The organism is Polymorphospora sp. NPDC051019 (assembly GCF_040683055.1).
GTDB classification, from domain to species: Bacteria; Actinomycetota; Actinomycetes; order Mycobacteriales; family Micromonosporaceae; genus Polymorphospora; species Polymorphospora lycopeni.
The window spans coordinates 79,162-98,884 of record NZ_JBFBCH010000004.1 but is presented as its reverse complement, the minus strand read 5'-3'; the positions used below and the strand labels follow the sequence as shown (position 1 = coordinate 98,884).

Genomic DNA, 19,723 nt, shown 5'->3' with positions numbered 1-19,723 from the left:
CAGCCAAGGTAAACGCCAATATCGGCTAGCCTCTATCGCTATCGCCCCAACCTTGTCGCGATCCCAGACTCGGGCGCAGACGCGATCATCGGCGTGAAGACGTCGGCGGCCTTGGGCGTACTGGACGGGACCCCTTCACGGCTTGACGCTCAAGGATTGCCGGGCGGTGGGGGCGGGTTCGTGGCCGCTGGCGGTTCGGCTTCCGGACGCGGCTGCTTCCGCCGTCGTCTGCTGTTGGATGGTGTGAAGTTGGTGGCTGGTGTGGGTTTGGGCCGCGGCTTGGAGGTGGTCGTGGGCGACGGTGAAGCGCAGGCTGCGGGGGTGTTCGAGGTAGAGGCGGCCGGCGAGGCTCTGGGTGACGGCGACGGGTGGGTAGGGGTCGGGCATGTCGAAGACGGTGAACGGGGTGTCGTAGCGGGCGGTGATCTCGTGCCCGTCGGGCAGGACGTTGATGGTGTAGCGGGGATGGCGGGCGAGTTTGTGCAGGTGGTTGATCTGCTGGTCCATCAGGTGGCTGTCGCCGACCTGGTTTCGTAGTGCGGTCTCGGTGATCACGGCGGACAGGCGGTTGGTGCCGTCGCGGAACGCCTGTTTCCGGGTGTTGAGGGCGGCGACGGCGGCTCGGTGTTCGGGGGTGGGTTGGTGGATGCCCATCTGGGTTTGGATGAGGCGGGCGGCGTACTCGGGGGTTTGGAGGAGGTCGGGGATGCGGGTGGTGGCGTAGTAGCGGATGGCGGTGGCGCGGGTTTCGAGCCAGGCGAGGTTGACGTAGGGGCGGTAGGGCAGTTCGTCGCCGAAGTCGACGTCCCAGTGGCTGCCGTGGCGGGCGTCCAGGGCGAGGGAGAGCAGTACGTCGCGCTGCCGGTCGTCGAAGACGTGGTAGACGTCGAGTAGCGCGGCGACGTCGTCGTACTTGGGCTTGATCTCGCCGCGTTCGAACCGGCCCAGGCTGCTCCAGTCGAGTGGGAGGCGTTCGGCGACCTGCTGCAGGGTCAGGGAGCGGTCGAGGCGTAGCTGGCGGAGTTGTTCGGCGAGCCACTGGCCACGCACGGTCGGCTGGTGGCGTTCCTGGAACGGCATACGGTTGTTCTCCTGATCGGCCGGTTTTGGTTCGTGGTCGGGTTCGGGATGGTGCAGGTCGTCGGGATCGGCCTCCCACGCGTTACGGCGGTCGACCTCGGCGTCGAGGCGCAGCAGCACGGTGCGGCCTTTGGGGTCGGTGACCTGGTAGACGTCGAGCAGGGTCGCGACCCGGCCGGCAAGGAACGGCCACTGGCCTCGTTCGAACCGGGCCAGGGCGGAGTGGTTGAGCCGCAGGTGCCGGGCGGCGCCCTTGAGGGTGATCCGCCGGTCCTTGCGCAGGCGGCGCATCTGCTCGCCCAGCCACAGTGCCCGCAGGCTGGTCGGCGGCTGCTTGTACGGCATGACACTCCCGAGAGCGGACGGGTCGATGGTCGAGGTGAAGCGGGTGCCGTTCACCGTGGTTCCATTCACGCCCCCGTGACGGGGTGAAGGCCAGATGTTCGGGGCGGACAGGGCGGCTGTCCGCATCCGTCGCCGGGGCGGCCGGCTGGTCGCGGTTGGCGGTCGCCGCGTGTTTTGATCGAGGCGGGCGGTTGAGGGGTGGTCGGCGCGTGAACGATGGGGACCGTGTGAGCTGGGCGCCTACCGCGGACGAGGCGGCTCGGGCGGGCGCGTCGTACGACTGGCTGACGGCCGCTGGTGACGGCCTGTACTGGGTGGAGTCGTCTGCCGAGGTCGGCCGGGCCGTGGTCATGGGCTGGGAACAGGCCCGAGGTACGTCCGTTCCCCAGACGCGTCGCGTCACCACTGCCGGCGTGGGCAGCGGCCTGCACGCGTACGGCGGCCGGCCGTACGTGGTGCTGCCGTCGGGTGAGGTCGTGGTGGTCGATGCCGCGACCGGGCAGGTCACGGCCGGTACGGCGGCGACCCGTACCGCCCATATCTACGGTGACCTGGCCTGGTCCGGTGGCGAGTTGCTGTGCGTACGCGAGGACGACGGCGGAGACGAACTGGTCGCGATCGACCCGGGCACCGGCGTGGCGACGGTGTTGCGGGCGACGGATGGGTTCTTCGCCTCCCCGGAATCGGGGGCGGGCAGGCTGGCCTGGACATCGTGGGACCGGGACGTGATGCCGTGGGACTCCAGCCAGATCTGGGTCGTCGACCACGTACCGGGTGGGGTGGTCGGTGTGCCGGTGCTGGTCGCCGGTGGGCCATCCGAGTCGGCGGTCCAGCCCCGGTGGGCAGCCGACGGGTCGCTGTTCTTCCTGTCCGACCGGTCAGGCTGGTGGAACCTCTGCCGCTGGTACGGCGGTCGGCCCGAGGCGGTGGCGCCGATGCCGGCCGAGTGTGCGGCGGCACCGTGGGAGTCCGGCTACGCCAACTACGTGCTGCTGCCCGCCGGCCGGATCGGGATGACGGTCCAGCATGGACCAGAGCACCGGCTGGTCGTGGTGGAGCCGGACGGGAGTATCAGGATTCTCTCGCTGCCGTACACCTCGGTGAAGCCGTACCTCGCCGCCGTCGGTGACCGGATCGCGTTGATCGGTGCGTCGCCGACGCGACCGCAGGAGGTGGCGCTGGTCGCCACCGACGGCTCGGATCGCCTGGAGGTGGTCCGGCGCGGCCCCCTCGACGGCCATGCGGAGGTGTCGGTGCCGCAGGTGCTGCGGGTCGCCTCCGCCGGTGTCGAGGTGACCGTGCTGTTCTACCCGCCGACGACCGGCCACGGGCCGGCACCGTTGATCGTCAGGCCGCACTCCGGGCCGACGCACCACAGCGATCTCCGGCTGGACTGGGAGGTGCAGTTCTTCACCAGCCGCGGCTTCGCGGTTGCCGATGTCGACTACCGCGGCAGTACCGGCTACGGACGCCAGTTCCGCAAGGCCCTGGACGGCAACTGGGGACGCCTCGACGTGGCGGACTGCCGCAACGTCGCCGAACACCTGCTGGCCACCGGCCGGGCCCTGCCGCAGGCGGTGTTCATCTCCGGTGCCAGTGCCGGCGGGTACACCGCGCTGCGCGCCGCATGCGAGGACGGGCCGTTCACCATGGCGGTGGCCCGGTCTGCGATCGTGGACCCGAATCGGTGGAAGACGACCGCGCCACGGTTCCAGCAGCCGCACGCGGCGATCCTGACTCACGACCACGCCGCCGTCACCTCCGACCAGGTACGACGGCCCGTGCTGCTGATCCACGGCGACCGCGACGACGTCGCCCCCGTCGACGACGCCACGACCCTCGCCGCCGCCCTCGAACGCCGGCACCTGCTGGCCGGAATGCTCCGACTCGACGGCGTCGGGCACTACCTGTCGCCACCGGCCGCGCTGGCCGCCGCGTTACAGGCCGAACTCGACGCCTACCACGCCGTACTCAGGCAGGCCGGGCTCCCCGCGCCAGGCTGACCGGCGGCGGCAGCCGAAGCCGTGTGTACTCGATCAGGTCCCGCACCATGGGCAGTCCCGCGTACGGCTGTAGTTCGGCCATCATCAGCACGATCCGCTGCGAGCTGCGGAACGACGCCACGCCGACGGCGTGGTCGACGGCTTCGCGGGCGACGGCGCAGGCCTGCTCGACCTGCCCGGCACGGGCGAGCGAGGCGGCGTGCAGCGCGGTGTCGATCGCCAGCCGCCGCGCCCGCCCCGGGCCCAGTAGGGCCACCGCCCGACCGGCTTCCCGCTGCGCCAGCTCGTGCAGGCCGAGGTCGAAGAAGCAGTGCGCCTTCTCATCAGCCAGGTCGGCCTCGCCGAAGTAGGAGATCCACGCCGGCTCGTCGTCGGGAACGCGACGCGACAGGTCGGCCTCGACCTGCAACAGAGCGGCGGCGCAGGCAGCCCCGTCACCACGGCGGGCATGCGCACGGGCAAGAACCGTCCGGAACGCGGCCCGGACACCGGGACCGGCCTCCCCCGCTACGCCGTGCAGCCCGGCAGCCGCTAGCCGGGCGGCCTGTCCGGCATCACCGCAGTGCAGCGCGAGATGAGCCAGGCTCACGGCGACCAGGTAACCGCCGTACAGACGGTCACCGCAACCGGTCACGATCTCCAACGCCCGCAGGTAGTGCCGCAACGCAAGACCGTCGGCGCCCAGGTCGACGGCCTCATACCCGGCCAGCTCCAGAAAACCGGCGGCAACCAGTGGTGCCCCGGCGACCAGCACATCCAGGTCCTGCCCGAGCACGTCGGCCACCTGCGGATAGGTCTCGCCCGCGCCTCGGACATGGTCGACCCCACGCAGATGCCGCAACTTGTCGGCCGCTCGGACCTCGACATCGCCCCCGCCGGTACGCCGGGTGTCCGGCCAGCCGGACAGCAGCCAGTCCAGTACCGGCCGGTCCATCAACTCCGAGCGAAACTCCGCTCCTGAAGCAGGCCCGCGAGCCAGCCGCAGCCGATGCTCGCGGCTCAGCAACGGCCACAAGCCGCGCAGCGCACCACCGGCACCGAGCACCTGGTCACAACGATCGACCAGTTCCTCCGACGGCATCCGCTCCGCGCCCTCGATCTTGCGCACCAGATCCCGGTGCACGAACAGCGCCATCCCGAGGTCGGCCTGCGACATACCGGCCGACTGGCGCAGCCGTCGAACCTCCGCGCCGAAGAAGTGCAGCACAGACCTGGCCGGTTCCAACTCCTTCGGCATCTGGCCCACCACTACCACCGTCTCGAAATCGCACCTTGGCTTCAACATGCAATTTCGATCGAACATCGAACCTATGGACGGGTCGAGCATCTGCCATGCGGACAGCGTCGGTGTCCGCATCAGCCGCCGGGATGGTCTTCGTCGCTCGCGCCGCGAACGATCTCGAGTCCTGTTGGAACCTTCTATCCAAAGCCGATGGTTACGGGCTACCGTGCCGTCTGGCGTAGATGGAAGGACGGCCGGTGATCAGGTCTGTGGTCTTCGACGTCGGCGAGACGCTGCTCGACGACACCCGGGAGTTCCACGCCTGGGCGGACTGGATCGGTGTGCCTCGCCATACCTTCTCGGCCGTACTGGGCGCCGTCACCGCCCAGGGGCGCAACAACGCCGAGACGTTCCCGTACTTCCGGCCAGGTTTCGATCTCGCGGTGGAACGCGAGCGGCGGGAGGCCGCCGGGCGAGGCGAACAGATCGAGGTGTCGGACCTGTACCCCGATGTGCTGCCGGCGCTGTCCGCCCTCCGGGCTGCCGGCCTGTGGGTCGGCATCGCCGGCAACCAGACCGCGCGGGCCGCCCTTCTCCTGCGGCGGCTGAACCTGCCGGTCGACGCGATCGCGACCTCGGGCGAGTGGAACGTGGCCAAACCTGATCCACTGTTCTTCGACCGGGTCGCCGAACTTGCCCCCGGCGAGCGGCACGAGATCGTCTACGTCGGCGACCATCGCGACAACGACCTAGTCCCGGCGCACGCGGCGGGCTTTCGCACTGTCTTGATCCGCCGTGGGCCGTGGGGCCACCTGTGGGCCGACGATGCACTGGTACGCCAGACGGCGGACTGGGTGGTGGACTCGCTCACGGAGCTGCCGGCCGTACTGGCCTCTACGCCCTGATCCCAGATGCGACGCCTGTCCACCGCGACAGCTCACCGAGCGCGGACGAAACCGTTGCCTGCTGGACGAGCGTCCGCACGGTCGCCTGGACCTGTGGGTGGTAGCGCACGTGCTGGGGCGCGACCCGCCGTGCCGTCTGCAACGTCGTCAGGGCCTCCTCATGGCGGCCACAGCGCACCTGCGCATCGGCAAGATCCACGAAGAAATGCGAGCGACGTTCCGGCGGTACGTGCAGAGGGGGCACCCAGCCGGCGGCCAGGCGCAGTGCCTCCGCGGGGTCGCCCGCGTCCACGGCAAGGGTGACGTGGTGAATCCGTACGGAGTCCGGTCCGAAGGCGGTGCCGGCGTAGACCCCCTCCGCGGTACGCGCGGCGGCGGCGGCGGTCGCTTCCGCGATGTGCTCCCCGGCCTGGTCCGGCCGACCGGCACGCGCCGCGAGCACCGCCGCCCGCATCTGCAGGGCCCCGTAGGACGCCGCCATCGGGCCGTCACCTGAGGGCAGGTATGCCGCTGCCTGCTCCAGCATCCGGCGGCCGACCTGCCAATCCTGGTTTGCGAAGAAGACCTCCGCCCGGACATATGCCGCCGCCGCGATGGTCGGCTCGTCACCGGACTCGGCCGCGACCTGACCGATCATCCCGATGATCCGTGCGGAGAGGTCGTACATCCCGAACTTGTCCGCTATCGCGTCGGCGGCCCGGAACGCCTGGGTGAGATGGCGAGCCAGCTCGGCCCGGGACTGACCGACGGCCGAATGGTAGGCACGCAGGTAGGACTGAAGCGTCTCGGGAAGTTCCTGGGCAAGCCCCACGTACTGCGAGGACAACCGCATCGCGACCAGCCGGCCCACCCCTCGCCGTACTTCGTCCGAAGTGGGTGCCGGACCGTCGTCGGGCAGATCGTAGGCGTCCAGCACCCGGCGCAGGGCCGGCAGACAGGACAGCACCGTCTCGCGTTCGATCGCACCGGTAGGCGACCGTACTCCCCGTTCCTCCGCCTCGACTCTGTCCCACAGCTGAAGGAGGGCGCCGGCACAGCCGAGGGCGCTGTCACAGCGCCGGGCGAGATCTCGATTGGCCCTACGTTCACCCTTTTCTATTTTGCCGATGAGGTCGCCGCTGATATGGACCAGGCGTCCGAGCTTTTGTTGCGACAACCCGGCATCGGCCCGGCGTTGCCGCAGACGGGCGCCGAACAGGTGTCCCGCCGACAGCGCCGGCTGCAGTTGCCGAGGCTTCTGGCCCACGGTCGCCTCAATTCCGATTAACTCTGTTTCTACGTCCGCGCCAGCCCATCATGATCCGGACGGCGGTTTCGACACTACTACCATTCGCCATTGCCTGGACTCCACACATTCCGCTGCCCAACGCCGCCAGCAGAGTTCCGAGAGCACTTAGGGTTGTACCCATGAGCACCGATGCGCGGCGAGGTAGCGAGTGGATTCTCCACAGCGAGCGCGTGGTCGACGACAGCCGCCGCGCCGTGCTCAGCATCGCGGACGTGGAGCTACCTGACGGCGTCCGCTTCGAGCAGTACGTTTTCCGGGTACCACCCGCCGCGATGGTCGTCGTGCTCCACGACGATCACGTGCTGATGATGTGGCGACATCGGTTCGTCCTGGACCGCTGGGTATGGGAACTGCCCGGCGGCTACCTCGACGCGGACGAAGATCCAGCCGTCTGCGCCGCTCGGGAGGTCGAAGAGGAAACGGGCTGGCGACCACGCACCATCGAACCACTGATTACCGTCCAGCCCATGGTTGGGACCATCGACCAGACCAACACCGTCTACCTCTCGCGCGGCGCCGATCCAACCGGATCGGCGCCGGATGCAAATGAGGCAGAACGCCTCGATTGGATTCCGCTCACCGACATCCCCCGGCACATCGACGAAGGGCGGATCGTCGGTGCCGGTTCAGTGACGGGCCTCCTGGCAGTCCTGCTCCGGAAGGCGACCGGACGTCTTTAGGACTCATCCCAGACCGAAGATCGAGGGACAGCTGTTTAGATGTCGAGCTGGTAGACCGCTCGATCCTTGCCCGGACCCTTGAAGTCGTTGACGACCTCGACACCGTGCTCGGTACGGTCGCCGGGACGGTTGCGAAAGCCGAGTGCGATCCAGGAGGCGTGCGCAGCATCGTTGTCGGGTTCGGATGTCAGCCAGACGCGCTGGCATCCCCACGCCGCCGCACGCTCAGTCAGGCTGGCGATGAGCATGCCGGCGACCCCCTGACGACGGAGATGTGGATGCGTGATCACGTCCTGGATATAGACGTCCTGCGGCGTCTCCTGACTGCGCATCGCGATCACCGCGCCGACGACCTCCCCTTCAGCCAGGGCTACCGGGCACGTGGAAGCGAACAGGGTCGCGTAAAGCCAGTAATCGGACTCGGTTCGTACCCGAATGAATGGCACGCCCTTCGCCATTACAGCCATGACCTGTGGAATCAGCTCAGTATCGAGCATCCTGATCTGCAAACCGGTGCTCCTTGTAGGGGGTCGCAGGTGGTAAGCCGACAGCGGCTACGCCACCGAAACTTCCATGAGCGTCTCGTGTCGGGCAGCGCCGAGAGTAGGTCGGGTCATCATGCACCGAAACCCAGCGCCGGTACGACCGGCGGCGCAGGGCTCAGATCTGGCACCGGTGACCGCCCCATCGCCTGCGCGTACCGGCGGGTGGGCGGGTGCGGGCTCCGCAGCCTCGGTGTGATCCGACCCAAGCTGATAGCGATACAGGTGGCGTCGTACCAGGCGGCGAAGCCCTGGCGCGGCGGGCGCCCATCGGGCCGGCTGCTTACCGGCGCCGCGCCGCGGCGGCGTGCCACCGCATTCGGCGTTTCCGCTACTGCGGGTGGACGGCGGCGGGGGATCTGCTGGGCGCGGCGTGCGGTGCGTACGGGTAGGCAGGGTAGTGCTGTCCGATGCAGAGCAGGCTCGTACAGCGGGTCGATCGTTCGGGCTGGGGTTGGTGGGCGGCGATGACCTTGGCGGCCATGCGCCAGAGCAGCACGTCGGTGACGTCGGCTGGTACGTCCTCGACCTGATTTTGAGCGGGATGCGCGACGGGCATTTTCGACCTCCTGCTGGTGACGGGTGCGATCGATCGCCGCAGAAGCCCTGGGCGCACGGACGGGTTCGACGTCGACCACGACGATCGACGCTCACCTTTTGCCGGGAGATCAAGTCGTCCTGGCCGGCCGTTCCTGACCACTGCTCGATTCGGTGTGGCGCGTACCTGGCTTTCCCGCTCCCGCGTTGCGGACGTGCGCGTCTCGCGGAGTAAGTTCCGGTGTGGGGCCGGGAGGTCGGATGGCCGGGCCGCCGTCCGAGGTGTACGTCACCGCGACCGATGCCAACGTCCGGGCCGCCTTCCGGTCGCTGATCACCCGTGGCTACGTAGCGTGTCGCGGCACACGGACTGAAGGTGTTGGACGGCGTTCTGAAAGTGTTGGACGGCGTTTCACTCGAACTCACAACGGCGCCGTGCCGACAATCCCGGGTCAGGATCGTCGGCACGGCGCCGTCGTGAGTTCGGACGAGTCCGTCCGAGTACAGCTAGTCTCGGACGGACTCACGGAGGTCCTCCCGCTACTGACCGTAGGCTTTCGCGGCCCAGCCGAGCGAGCCGAGGGAGCCACCCTTGATGTCCGTGCCGACTCCGTCCGTCTTCAGGGCGTCGAAGTGCACGGAGGCCGAACCGGCGGCGGTGATCCCGAGCAGCGGCCGGCCGTTGGGGTGCGCGTCACAGTAGCCCGTGCTGAGGCTGGTGAAGGGTCCCCAGCCGCTCGCCCGCAGTACCTTCGAGGTGATCGTTGTCGGGGTGGCTCGGTTGACTCGCCACTCCTTGAGCTCCCCGTTGGCCTTGGTACCGATCAGCACGTCCACGGCGGCGCTGCCCGTTCCGCCGCTGCGCTCGTAGGTCAGTGTGTTGACCGCGTCCCAGCCGGTGGTGGTCAGCCTCACCGGCGCGGAGAGCGTGAACACGTCGTCCACGTAGGTCTCGGTGTAGCGGTAGAGCGAAGTGCCCGCCACGCGGTAGAGGTACGGCGACGCTGATGCGAGGATGCGGGTATCGGCGAACCCGTTCTTGAAGCGGCTGGCGGTGATCGCCGTGACTCTCCAGGTGCCGTCGACCAACTCGCCCTGGCGGCTCACCTTGTAGAGCCAGCCGTCGGTCGGATGGGCGGCGTACTCGGTGCTACGGAAGCTGGTGTCGTCACCAGAGGCACCGATCTGCTGATGCGCCGACGGCACCCAGCCAAGGTTGTCGTTGGCGTAGGCCTTGGTGCTGGTCGTCCTGTCGGAGTACACGTAGCTGAGACGCTGCCCATCGGAACGGTACGCCGCCGTGGAGACGCTACAGTCCGCGGGAACGTCACTGAGCGCGGCAGCCGCCGGCCCGGCGGGCACGACGACTCCAGCCACGGCGAGACCGGTCGCGACAACGCTCAGCGCCGTCGCGGCGGCCACGATGGTTTTACGCATGAGGCAAGGTCCTCCAGTAGTACGACTGTGGGGCGAGGGTCGCCGCGCGCGGGGTGTGGATACACGGTCCCGCTTGGGCGTCGTGCGTTGCCGCGCACCCAGGGCGCACGGAGTGCTCCCCGATGGGCCAGTCTGGACAGCAGAACAGTACGGTGTGGCCCGTACAATCGCCGTACAACTGGCGCATAGAGGCTCTCCGAAGTTAAGCGGGGTTGAGGTGTCCGCGGTGGCGGCGGGTGGTGGCGGTGCGGGTACGTAGCCGCTGGTTCTCGGGATTCCGGAATCCGTAGGCGTCGCGGGCGACGGTCTTGATGACCCGGTTGGTGCCTTCCGACCCGGCGTTGGTGATTCCGGTGGTCAGGAACGCGTGGATCTGCGGCCACCAGGTCTTGATCGTGGTACCGAGCCGGTGCAGTTTGGACAGGTCGGAGGCGGCGCAGCGAGCGTAGAAGTGGTGCAGTAGCCGGTGGGCGTGTTCCCGGTTCGGCTGGGTGCGGGCGGTCGCGAGCAGGTCGAGCAGGTCTTCCTTCGCGTTCCACGCGGTCAGGATCGGGGCGCGAGCTTGGCGGGCAGGGCTTGGATGGTGTCAACGAGGCGGTCGACGTGCTTGGCGGGCATGCGGGCGGCGGAGCGAGTCAGGCGGTTACGCATCTGCCATTCCGGGTGATGTCGCCCGGTGAGGTCGTTGGTGGACGTCATGGATGCTGAACGCCGCAGGGCTGTCGCGGTCGACGCCTGCCGGGGAAGGTTTTCGTATGATCATGGATGGCGGGCGGCCACGTTGGCCCTCGGAGAAGCTGACCGCGTTGCGCCTCGGCCGACGTCTGGTGGCCGAGGTACCCGGCGGCGGACCAGGCCGGCGGGCATTCGTCGAAATCCGGCCCGTGATGGCCGAGTCCGACTCCGACGCGCGGCGGCAGGGCTGGACCCGGTCCGATCGTGACCGTACGTTCAGGCTGGAGCACTGGGACTACGACGCCGGCCAGCTCGACGGCTTCGACCACGACATCGGCGCGGTCCTCGTCCGGGCCACGACCGTTGCCGGAGAAGCCCGACTCGTCGCGGCCCTCGAAGCATGGAGTCTGCGGCCCGAACAGTTCCTCCATCCCTGGCAGACCGACGACCCCCGATGATTGGGCGGCTGCCTGCGCCGGGACATGATGGTGAGGTGACGACGCGGCCGGGCGAAGAGTCGCTGGTGGCGTTCGCCCGTGCCCGACTGGCAGCAGGGGACGATGCGCCCGCCGTCTTCCTCGAGCTTGTTGCCGAAGAGGCGGCGCCGCCGGACGCGGCCATCGCGGTGTGCGTCGCCGCCGGCTCGTCGCGGGCGGACGCCGAGAGCTGCCTTGAGCAGTTCGAGGGTTTGTGGGAGATCCTCGAACCTGGTGAGGAGGGCGATACCGCGTATCTACTGGCCGTGGGTGGCTACTTCGAGCCCGACGCGGTCCTCGACGAGGACGAACAAGAGATTGTTGCGCAGTTGAACGCCGTGCTCACCACGATCAGCGGAATTCCCAGCGGCTTCGCGGCCGGCTGCCTTCGTGACCTGCGGACGGGACGCCTGGCCGAGGCGTTCCTTCGATTGGAGCGTCTGGGCACCATACGCTGGGCGGACAATCCGAGGTTCTGGGCCGCCATGTGCCGAGCCGGCAGGACGTTCCCCGACGGCCACGCCGATCTGGACGCGGCACGGCAACGCTGTCACGACGCGTGACCGCCTCCTGAAACTCGCTTCGGCAGCGCCACCCGCCGGGTGGACTCCTCGGGGCTCGCTGGCAATGCGGGACATCCCCGGCAGGTCATGCCGCCCAGCTCAGCCGAACCAGCGGCCAACTCTCCGCTGGCCAGGAGGGTTTGCGTTCAAGTACCGATGCCCGACGCGACCAACGGCGGACGTCCACGACCCGACACCAGCGCCCGCCCGACTGCCCGCCTGTCCACGACCGGGTGCGTACGCGGTGCCCATGGTGCCGACACCATCCGCCCGGAGTTGATCGCGGTTCGGGTGGCGGTGTACCAGTCGGCGAACCCCTGACGCGCCGGGCGGGCGGTGGAACCTCTGGTCGCCGCGCCGGCGTCACCGACTCGTGCCAGCGTCTCAGATGCTCCCGCCGGTCGGCGACGGGCGACCTGCTGGGCGCGGCGGGCGGCGCGTACGGGCAGGCAGGGGTAGTGCTGTCCGGTGCAGAGCAGGCTCGCACAGCGGGTCGGCCGTTCGGGCTGGGGCTGGTGGACGGCGATGACCTTGGCGGCCATGCGCCAGAGCAGTACATCGGTGACGTCCGCTGGTACGTCCTCGACCTGGTCGTGTGCGGGATGCGTGGTGGGCATGTTCGACCTCCGGCTGGTGACGGGTGCGGTCGGTCGCCGCGGAAGCCCTCGGGGTACGGGCGGGTTCGACGTCGACCAGGACGATGGACGCTCACCTTTTGCCGGAGATCAAGTCGTCCTGGCCGGCCGTTCCTGACCACTGCTCGATTCGGCGTGATGCGTACCTGGCTTTCCCGTTCCCGCGTTGCGGACGTGGGCGTATCGCGGAGTAGGTTCCGGTGTGGTGCCGGGAGGTCGGATGGCGGTGTTCGCGTGTACGGGGTGCGGTTCCGTGCTGACCGTGCCGGTGTCGCGGGTGGCGTTTCCTGTCCAGGCCCATCAGCAGGTCGGCAACGGGTTGTTGCTGGGTGTGCTGATGGAGCCTGGGACGTACGCGGTGGATCCCGACCCTTTCGGACCGCCGTGGCGGCGCTGGGACGAGTTCGGTGCGGTCGAGGCGGAGGCCCACGGGGTGTACGCACCGGTTTTCGCGCTGTCGTGCGGGCCGCGTGGGGCTGTCGTGGTGGCGCCGGGCGACGTACGCGGGACCGTCCTCATTCCGGGGCCGGCGGGCGGTAACTGCTGCGGGTTGGACGGCCGGGACGGCCCCAACCTGGCGTGCACGCGGTGTGGACGGCCGGTGGCGACCCGTGTCGACGACTGCTCGCTGTGGCAGGCGGTGTGGCTGGACCCAGACGCCGTGCACCGCGTCGACGGCGACGCCTCCCCGCACCGGACGGTCGGCTGGGACGCACTGCGCGCGGAACGTCCCGGTGTTCAGCCGGTCGAGCCCGACGGACAGTGGAACCCGTTGTGGGAGGCCGCCGTCGCGGTGGCCATGGCCCGGCTGCTGGTCGTTTCAGCCGGTGCCCGGGTGACGGTCCCTGACGGCCTGGTCGCCGAGACCTTCCGCCGGACTCTCGACGCCCTGCTCCCGCCCGGACCGACGGCCCGGACGCTCACCCTGGCCGGACCGGGCCTGCCCGCCGTCACCGCCGACATCGCCCTCGTCCCACAACACCCACAGACCGGCGAACCCTGGACACCGTCCGGTTCGGCGGACATGGTGCCGCTGCAATGGGACGTCTGGGCCCACACGGCGTTCCACCACGACCGCAGACCCGTCCCCGGCGCCGGAACGATGCCCGACGACGCCCGCCGAGACGACCCGCCACCACCGCTGCCACGTCAGGCGTTCCACCCGGACGCGGTCGCGTTCCTCGACACGTTGGCGCGACTACCCGAGGTCCGCCAGCCGTGGCTGCGCAAGATCTACCACCGCGTGAGCCACGGGCCGTACCGCTTTCCGTTCTGACACCGCGAGCCGACGACACCGAGCAGGATGCCCAGCTGGTAGCCGGTCGTCTCCTACCTACCAATCGGCGTTTGTCAGACGTGGCGAACGCCTGCCGATCTGACACCGTCTGTCAGGGCCGCTCGATCGCGATCTCGTCCGGATTGTTCGCATTCTCGGCGCAGGTCTGGCCGCGCTCATCGCCTGCTGGCGCCCGGGGCGGTGGGGCGGCCGGATCTGACAGCGGGAGTCGACGGCGCTCTGTCAGATCGGTCGCCGCGACGACCGCGGGTACGCGCGATCCTGAACCAGGACCCGCGAGCACTACCATCAGTAACGGTCACGCGCAGATCCGAACTTGACGGTAGCGACGTGAGCTGCTCTGTCAGATTCACTGGATCGCTGACAGTTACGCTCCGCATCTGTCAGTGGGTGGCGGGGCGTTGAGAGTCCGAGGGCTGTCAGATCGTGTCAGATCGGCAGGCGTTCGCTACGTCTGACAAACGCCGATTGGTAGATGCGGGACAAGCGGGCCGCATCGACGCCGGGCCATCGGGGTCCGGCCGGACGCGGCGGCCGGCCGTCGAGGGTTCCACACCGTCGCCCGGCACCGGTCATCGTCCACGGTTCGCCGATCTGTCCCGCGTCAGCGGCGTCCCTGATCGGCATGGTGGCAGGGGCGCCGTTGACATGTTCGTGTCACAGGCGGCCGGCGATGCCAGCGGCCTCGACCTCGCCCATGACATCGACGGCGGCTGTCATGGGCGGTCACGCCCGGCCCCCTGGACATTTCACAGTGCCTCTGCCACCGCCTGGCGTAGCGCAGGGCGGACGGTGGCGGCGGTCCGAGGCCGGACCTCGGTAAGGCTGTGAGCAGGCCTTCGCCAGGGCGGCGCCGCTGTCGGACCGCACGGCGGGCGTGGTGTCCTTGGGCGCGGCAGTCGACGTGGGCGCGAGCCGTACACGGCAGGCGGCACCCCGGACACACCCTCTGCCATTCCGGTCCCCGGGACGCCGTGTCAAGGGACGGACGCCGATGGCACGGGTCCCCGGACATCCGGTGTCAACGGCGCCGACCGCTTTTGGCAGAGGTCGAGGCCCCGTGTCAGAGGTGCCTGTCACCGGTGTCCGAGGCACGGCGCCGGGCCGATGCCGCCGCCGCCTCGACCGATGTCCGTCAACACGGTCTCGTTCCGGCGGACAGCGGCCACGTCACGGCTTCGCCACCGACGGCAGGCTCGTCGTGCCGGCCGTGGTTGCGGTGCGGCGGGTCGCTGACAGATCCGAGAGGTACCGTCCACGACAGCCGGTCCTCCGACGGTCTGCGGTTGTGAGCGCTTGTGAGTCCGGCAAGTGTTCGCCAGGGCTCACAAACTGCGGTTTGGTAGATGAGCACGGTCCCCGCCGGACAAGTGGCTCCCCTCCACACGACGCCGGCGACAGCGGACTGGCTACGAGCCGGCGCCGCACGGACGGCACCGCCGGATGGCCCGATGGCCGGCGCTCCGCCGCGTGCCCGTACCACCGCGGTGCCAGCGCCGCGGCTGACCGGCTGGTCCTGGCCATAGGTGGCCGGGTCCGTGGCCGGCGGCTCGTGACAGATGTCGGCGGTTCCCGTTGCGGTGTCGGTGTCGTCGTCGGTGTCCGCCCACGTGTGTGCGTCGGTCTTGAGACCGACCCGCAAACGGACCCGTCCGGTCTCTGTCAGTGCCGCACACGCCGCTGCCGGCAGATTCCCGCCCAGCTCAGAGAGACCTTCCCGGTCTCTCCCCTACCCCCGCATCCACACACGAAGAAGAAGAGGAACCCCGTGTCCGACCACGTCCTACGTGCGCAATCCACCCTGACCGCCCGCGACCACACCCTGCTCGGCTGGCTCGCCGACCACGGCGTCATGACCACACCCCAGATCGCCCACGCCCTGTTCCCGTCCCTGGACTTCGCCCAACGCCGCCTCCACCGCCTACGCACCATCGGCGTCATCGACCGCTTCCGACCGTTGAAGACCGACGGCGGCACCTACCCCTACCACTACGTCCTCGACCAACTCGGCGCCGAGATCATCGCCGCCCAACGCGACCAACCGGCACCACGCCCCAGCCACACCAGGGCCAGACGCCGCCGCTGGACCGTCGCCCCCGTCCTGGCCCACCGGCTCGGCGTCAACCAGTTCTTCACCGACCTCGCCGGCCACGCCCGCACCCACCCCCACCACGCCCTCGCCCGCTGGTGGTCGGAGGCCAGATGCCGCGAACCCGACAGCTTCCCCAACCCACACGCCAACTTCGACCTCCGCGCCTACCCCGCCCCGATCCACCCCGACGGCCACGGCATCTGGCGAGCCGGCAACCACCGCGTCCCGTTCTTCCTCGAACACGACACCGGCACCGAACCCCTGACCGAACTACACCGCAAACTCCGCGGCTACCTCCGCCTCGTCGACTACCGCGGCCCCAGATGGCCCGTCCTGTTCTGGCTCCACTCCGCCAAACGCGCCCACCACCTCCACCAACACCTCGGCGACGAAACCCGCTACGTACCCGTGGCCACCGCCAGCCGCGACCACGCCACCCAGGCCGGCCTCAACCCCGCCGGCCGCCTGTGGTGGCTCCACGGCCACGACGGCCTACTCACCCTCGCCGAACTCGCCGAAGCCCTACCCCACCTACAGGACCCCGCCTACGAACCCGACCAAGACACCGACCCCAACGCCTGAACCCCAGCACACCGCCGAGGGCCCGCCGTCCCCGCCCAGGGGACGGCGGGCCCTCGGCCTACGCATACCCATTCAGACAGCTTGGAGCCCGATTCATGAACGCCCGACGACGACGTACCAGCAGCGACACCGGCCAGGTCTGGACCGCCGACAAGATCCACGCCCTCGGCGTCAGCACCGACCTGGCAACCGCCGCCCACATCTTCAACCTCTCCCTCGCCACCGCCTACCGCCTCGTCAAAACCAACACCTTCCCCGTACCCGTCATCCGCGCCGGCACCCACTACCGCGTCCCCACCGCCCCGATCCTGACCACCCTCGGCCTCACCCCCACCACACCCCAACACCCGCCCACAAAGGGCCCACAACCCGAACCCAGCCCCTGACAACCCCGACCCGCCGGACCCCGTCGACCGCCGCCCGCGCCCCGCGCCGGGCGGCGGTCCTGTCTCCACCCCCGGCGGCACCGGCCTATCCGGACCGGCCGATGCGGCCCGGGTCGCGCCAGCACGCCGCTGCCAGGCTCCCCGACCACCACCCAGCCCCGGCGCCCGTAGCCGAGGCGCGCCGCCCGGCCTGGCAGCGGGCGCACCGGCCGACGACTTGACCTTGACCGGAAGGCACGCGTCCATATCGATCGACAAATCCGCCGCCCACCACGAGCACACCAACAAATCTCGTACGAGGAGAAACCCGACCGATGCCCGACGGCTCACTGACCAAACGCTGCAGCTGCCGCGACACCAACGGCAAACTCATCGGCGTCACCTGCCCCAAACTCCGCCGCACCAACGGCACCTGGAGCGCCGACCACGGCCACTGGCACTACCAGATCGAACTCCCACCAACCACCGACAAACGCCGCCGGCAACTGCGCCGAGGCGGCTTCCGCACCCGCACCGACGCCGCCGACGAACTCGACCAGGCCCGCACCCTCATCTCCCTCGCCAACCGCGACCGCGAACGCGGCACCGAAATCGGCGACATGCTCCAAACCATCGCCCACAACCGCCAAGCCCTACCCGACCCCGACGAGATCCGCAGACGCCTCCGCGCCGGCGGCTCCCTCGCCGACGCCCCCACCGTCGCCGAGTACCTCACCCAATGGCTCACCGGCCTACAAGTCGACGAGAACACCGTCCGCAGCTACGAATCCCACGCCCGCAACCACCTCATCCCCCACCTCGGCCACATCCCCCTCGACAAGCTCCGACCCCACCACATCAAGAACATGTTCACCGCCATCGAACAACGCGCCAACGAGATCACCGCCGCCAAGACCAGCCCCGACCCGAAAATCCGGGCCAGTGTGAAGGGCATCCGCCCCTGCGGCCCCGCGACCCGCCAACGCATCCGCGCCTCCCTACGCAAGGCCATCAACGACGCCCTCGCCGAAGAGATCATCGTCGGCGTCGCCAACCCCGCCACCCTCGTCAAGACCCGAGGCCACCGCGCACACCCCATCGTCTGGGAACCCGAACGCGTCGCCCACTGGCAAACCACCGGCCACATCCCCGGCCCCGTCATGGTCTGGACCGACGAACTCCTCGTCCAGTTCCTCGACTACGCCGCCGAACACGACCCCGACCTACACCCCCTGTTCCACTTCCTCGCCTACCGCGGCCCCCGCCGCGGCGAAGCCTGCGGCCTACGCGACTCCGAAGTCCGACTCGACAAACGAGAGGTCACCATCAACAACCAGATCGCCACCTACGGCCACCTCGCCCGACAGAAACCCCCCAAAAGCAAAGCCGGCAACCGCGACCTCACCCTCGACACCGACACCACCGCCGTCATGACCGCCTACCGCGCCCGCCGCAACACCCAACGCCTCAAAGCCGGACCCGACTGGCCCGACACCGGCCTATTCTTCGTACGCCCCAACGGACACCCCTGGCACCCCAACCTCGTCACCCAACGCTTCCGCAAACTCACCCGAAAAGCCGGACTACCACCCATCCGCCTCCACGACCTCCGACACGGCGCCGCCACCATCGCCCTCGACGCCGGCATCGACATCAAAGTCGTATCAGAACAACTCGGACACACCACCACCACACTCACCCGCGACACCTACCAAAGCGTCACCAAAGAACTCCACCACCAAGCCGCCGACAAAGTCGCCCAACGAATCAACCAAAAACGCCGCAAAATCGCATAGAGGAAACCTTGACGATATCCGGGCAGCCGGGGACAGCTCCCGAGAGCTGCGACCGTGTCTGCCCGGTCGGAACCGTCCCCAGCGGCCACCAGCCTCCATAGGAACAGCTCCCGGAGGAGCTGCGGCCCGGCAAACCGTCGTACGCCGCGACGACGCGCTGTCCGTGCCTCAATGAAGGGCAGCTCCCGGAGGAGCTGCGGCCGGCGGTCGAACGATTCCGCGCGTCCTGGCGGGCGCAGCCTCAATGAAGGGCAGCTCCCGGAGGAGCTGCGGCGACGTCCGTCTCGGCCGCCGGTCCCTCGGCGGCCGAATGCCTCAATGAAGGGCAGCTCCCGGAGGAGCTGCGGCACGATCGCGATCACCTTCGCGTCGATCGCGGTCGGGCCTCAATGAAGGGCAGCTCCCGGAGGAGCTGCGGCCTTGAACGCGTCGTTGGACACCTCGCGGACCACGTTGCCTCAATGAAGGGCAGCTCCCGGAGGAGCTGCGGCCCAGCAACAACGTCAACCAGCGAACGCGGCGATCCGCTCGCCTCAATGAAGGGCAGCTCCCGGAGGAGCTGCGGCCGAATAGAGCCCCGATTCGCGGCCGGGCGTGATGACAACGCCTCAATGAAGGGCAGCTCCCGGAGGAGCTGCGGCGTACCGCGCTGAACGCCCCCCGGTACCTCACGCCGCCTCAATGAAGGGCAGCTCCCGGAGGAGCTGCGGCCGGGCACCACACCCACCTGGAGGGCCGATGGCCAACTGGCCTCAATGAAGGGCAGCTCCCGGAGGAGCTGCGGCCCCCAGTGATCGTCGGGGTCGGCGCCGGCGCGCCCGCCTCAATGAAGGGCAGCTCCCGGAGGAGCTGCGGCGCGCGCCTGGGCGCGCTGGATGGTCCGCTCGTCGCCTCAATGAAGGGCAGCTCCCGGAGGAGCTGCGGCCTCCGCACCGTCCTCGACGTCCGCTCCGTGTCCCGCCTGCCTCAATGAAGGGCAGCTCCCGGAGGAGCTGCGGCAGGAGGAACAGTGATCGTCGAAACCAGCACCAAGCCCGCCTCAATGAAGGGCAGCTCCCGGAGGAGCTGCGGCCCGAGCCCCCCAAGTGGGACACCAGCCCCGGCACGCCTCAATGAAGGGCAGCTCCCGGAGGAGCTGCGGCCCGAGCCCCCCAAGTGGGACACCAGCCCCGGCACGCCTCAATGAAGGGCAGCTCCCGGAGG

Annotated in this window: 17 protein-coding genes and 1 CRISPR repeat array; of the genes, 9 read left to right on the top strand and 8 right to left on the bottom strand. The window is 69.2% G+C overall.

The annotated features are described in order from the left end of the window. Window positions 1-135: 135 nt before the first annotated feature. Window positions 136-1,479 (bottom strand): Scr1 family TA system antitoxin-like transcriptional regulator, encoded by a 1,344-nt coding sequence (locus AB0M79_RS09600; protein WP_364210206.1) that lies wholly within the window; start codon window positions 1,477-1,479, stop codon window positions 136-138. A 173-nt stretch (window positions 1,480-1,652) separates the two neighbouring features. On the opposite strand from AB0M79_RS09600, the gene AB0M79_RS09595 reads away from it, so the two are divergent. Beyond that, complete coding sequence (locus AB0M79_RS09595; protein WP_364210203.1) at window positions 1,653-3,428, top strand: prolyl oligopeptidase family serine peptidase; 1,776 nt, start codon at window positions 1,653-1,655, stop codon at window positions 3,426-3,428. On the opposite strand, the gene AB0M79_RS09590 is transcribed toward AB0M79_RS09595, so the two are convergent. Continuing rightward, window positions 3,397-4,785: a helix-turn-helix transcriptional regulator gene (locus AB0M79_RS09590; RefSeq protein ID WP_364210200.1), complete on the bottom strand. Its 1,389-nt coding sequence runs from the start codon at window positions 4,783-4,785 to the stop codon at window positions 3,397-3,399. The genes AB0M79_RS09595 and AB0M79_RS09590 overlap by 32 nt on opposite strands. A 122-nt stretch (window positions 4,786-4,907) precedes the next feature. Between AB0M79_RS09590 and AB0M79_RS09585 the strand changes: the two genes are divergently transcribed. Then, complete coding sequence (locus AB0M79_RS09585) at window positions 4,908-5,555, top strand: HAD family hydrolase (RefSeq protein ID WP_364210197.1); 648 nt, start codon at window positions 4,908-4,910, stop codon at window positions 5,553-5,555. On the opposite strand, the gene AB0M79_RS09580 is transcribed toward AB0M79_RS09585, so the two are convergent. Beyond that, complete coding sequence (locus AB0M79_RS09580) at window positions 5,545-6,801, bottom strand: helix-turn-helix transcriptional regulator (protein WP_364210194.1); 1,257 nt, start codon at window positions 6,799-6,801, stop codon at window positions 5,545-5,547. The genes AB0M79_RS09585 and AB0M79_RS09580 overlap by 11 nt on opposite strands. Window positions 6,802-6,962: 161 nt before the next feature. Here AB0M79_RS09580 and AB0M79_RS09575 point away from each other — a divergent pair, with 161 nt between their 5' ends. Continuing rightward, window positions 6,963-7,523 carry an NUDIX hydrolase gene (locus AB0M79_RS09575; protein ID WP_364210191.1) on the top strand — a complete coding sequence of 187 codons (561 nt, stop codon included), beginning with the start codon at window positions 6,963-6,965 and terminating at the stop codon, window positions 7,521-7,523. Window positions 7,524-7,558: 35 nt separating this feature from the next. On the opposite strand, the gene AB0M79_RS09570 is transcribed toward AB0M79_RS09575, so the two are convergent. From AB0M79_RS09570 to AB0M79_RS09555, 4 genes are all read right to left on the bottom strand, one after another. After that, window positions 7,559-8,032, bottom strand: coding sequence for a GNAT family N-acetyltransferase (locus tag AB0M79_RS09570; RefSeq protein WP_364210188.1), 474 nt, complete (start codon window positions 8,030-8,032; stop codon window positions 7,559-7,561). Between the two features lie 364 nt (window positions 8,033-8,396). Continuing rightward, window positions 8,397-8,624, bottom strand: a complete 228-nt coding sequence (locus tag AB0M79_RS09565) for a hypothetical protein (protein WP_364210185.1) — start codon at window positions 8,622-8,624, stop codon at window positions 8,397-8,399. 518 nt (window positions 8,625-9,142) lie between these two features. Continuing rightward, window positions 9,143-10,039, bottom strand: coding sequence for a hypothetical protein (locus tag AB0M79_RS09560; protein WP_364210182.1), 897 nt, complete (start codon window positions 10,037-10,039; stop codon window positions 9,143-9,145). A gap of 202 nt (window positions 10,040-10,241) precedes the next feature. Then, window positions 10,242-10,550 (bottom strand): transposase, encoded by a 309-nt coding sequence (locus AB0M79_RS09555; protein WP_364210954.1) that lies wholly within the window; start codon window positions 10,548-10,550, stop codon window positions 10,242-10,244. A gap of 190 nt (window positions 10,551-10,740) precedes the next feature. Here AB0M79_RS09555 and AB0M79_RS09550 point away from each other — a divergent pair, with 190 nt between their 5' ends. Continuing rightward, on the top strand, window positions 10,741-11,172 hold the full coding sequence (locus AB0M79_RS09550; RefSeq protein ID WP_364210179.1) for a hypothetical protein: 432 nt from the start codon (window positions 10,741-10,743) through the stop codon (window positions 11,170-11,172). Between the two features lie 35 nt (window positions 11,173-11,207). Further along, window positions 11,208-11,753, top strand: coding sequence for a hypothetical protein (locus AB0M79_RS09545; protein WP_364210176.1), 546 nt, complete (start codon window positions 11,208-11,210; stop codon window positions 11,751-11,753). Between the two features lie 146 nt (window positions 11,754-11,899). Here AB0M79_RS09545 and AB0M79_RS09540 read toward each other — a convergent pair whose 3' ends face one another. Next, window positions 11,900-12,370 (bottom strand): hypothetical protein, encoded by a 471-nt coding sequence (locus AB0M79_RS09540; protein ID WP_364210173.1) that lies wholly within the window; start codon window positions 12,368-12,370, stop codon window positions 11,900-11,902. 271 nt (window positions 12,371-12,641) lie between these two features. Here AB0M79_RS09540 and AB0M79_RS09535 point away from each other — a divergent pair, with 271 nt between their 5' ends. From AB0M79_RS09535 to AB0M79_RS09520, 4 genes are all read left to right on the top strand, one after another. Beyond that, window positions 12,642-13,664, top strand: coding sequence for a hypothetical protein (locus AB0M79_RS09535; protein WP_364210170.1), 1,023 nt, complete (start codon window positions 12,642-12,644; stop codon window positions 13,662-13,664). A 1,789-nt stretch (window positions 13,665-15,453) separates the two neighbouring features. Next, the gene (locus AB0M79_RS09530) at window positions 15,454-16,359 is read left to right on the top strand and encodes a replication-relaxation family protein (protein ID WP_364210167.1); all 906 of its coding nucleotides are present in this window, start codon (window positions 15,454-15,456) and stop codon (window positions 16,357-16,359) included. 95 nt (window positions 16,360-16,454) lie between these two features. Beyond that, window positions 16,455-16,745: a DNA-binding protein gene (locus tag AB0M79_RS09525; protein WP_364210164.1), complete on the top strand. Its 291-nt coding sequence runs from the start codon at window positions 16,455-16,457 to the stop codon at window positions 16,743-16,745. Window positions 16,746-17,059: 314 nt separating this feature from the next. Then, window positions 17,060-18,520, top strand: coding sequence for a site-specific integrase (locus AB0M79_RS09520; RefSeq protein WP_364210161.1), 1,461 nt, complete (start codon window positions 17,060-17,062; stop codon window positions 18,518-18,520). A 90-nt stretch (window positions 18,521-18,610) separates the two neighbouring features. Next, a CRISPR array of direct repeats spans window positions 18,611-19,662; the repeat unit is 36 nt; unit sequence GCCTCAATGAAGGGCAGCTCCCGGAGGAGCTGCGGC. Between the last annotated feature and the right edge of the window lie 61 nt (window positions 19,663-19,723).

Coding starts and splice junctions, on each gene's coding strand:
- AB0M79_RS09590 (WP_364210200.1), bottom strand. CDS start 4,785: ATGCGGACACCGACGCTGTCCGCATGGCAGATGCTCGACCCGTCCATA.
- AB0M79_RS09575 (WP_364210191.1), top strand. CDS start 6,963: ATGAGCACCGATGCGCGGCGAGGTAGCGAGTGGATTCTCCACAGCGAG.
- AB0M79_RS09565 (WP_364210185.1), bottom strand. CDS start 8,624: ATGCCCGTCGCGCATCCCGCTCAAAATCAGGTCGAGGACGTACCAGCC.
- AB0M79_RS09560 (WP_364210182.1), bottom strand. CDS start 10,039: ATGCGTAAAACCATCGTGGCCGCCGCGACGGCGCTGAGCGTTGTCGCG.
- AB0M79_RS09550 (WP_364210179.1), top strand. CDS start 10,741: ATGCTGAACGCCGCAGGGCTGTCGCGGTCGACGCCTGCCGGGGAAGGT.
- AB0M79_RS09540 (WP_364210173.1), bottom strand. CDS start 12,370: ATGCCCACCACGCATCCCGCACACGACCAGGTCGAGGACGTACCAGCG.
- AB0M79_RS09525 (WP_364210164.1), top strand. CDS start 16,455: ATGAACGCCCGACGACGACGTACCAGCAGCGACACCGGCCAGGTCTGG.
- AB0M79_RS09520 (WP_364210161.1), top strand. CDS start 17,060: ATGCCCGACGGCTCACTGACCAAACGCTGCAGCTGCCGCGACACCAAC.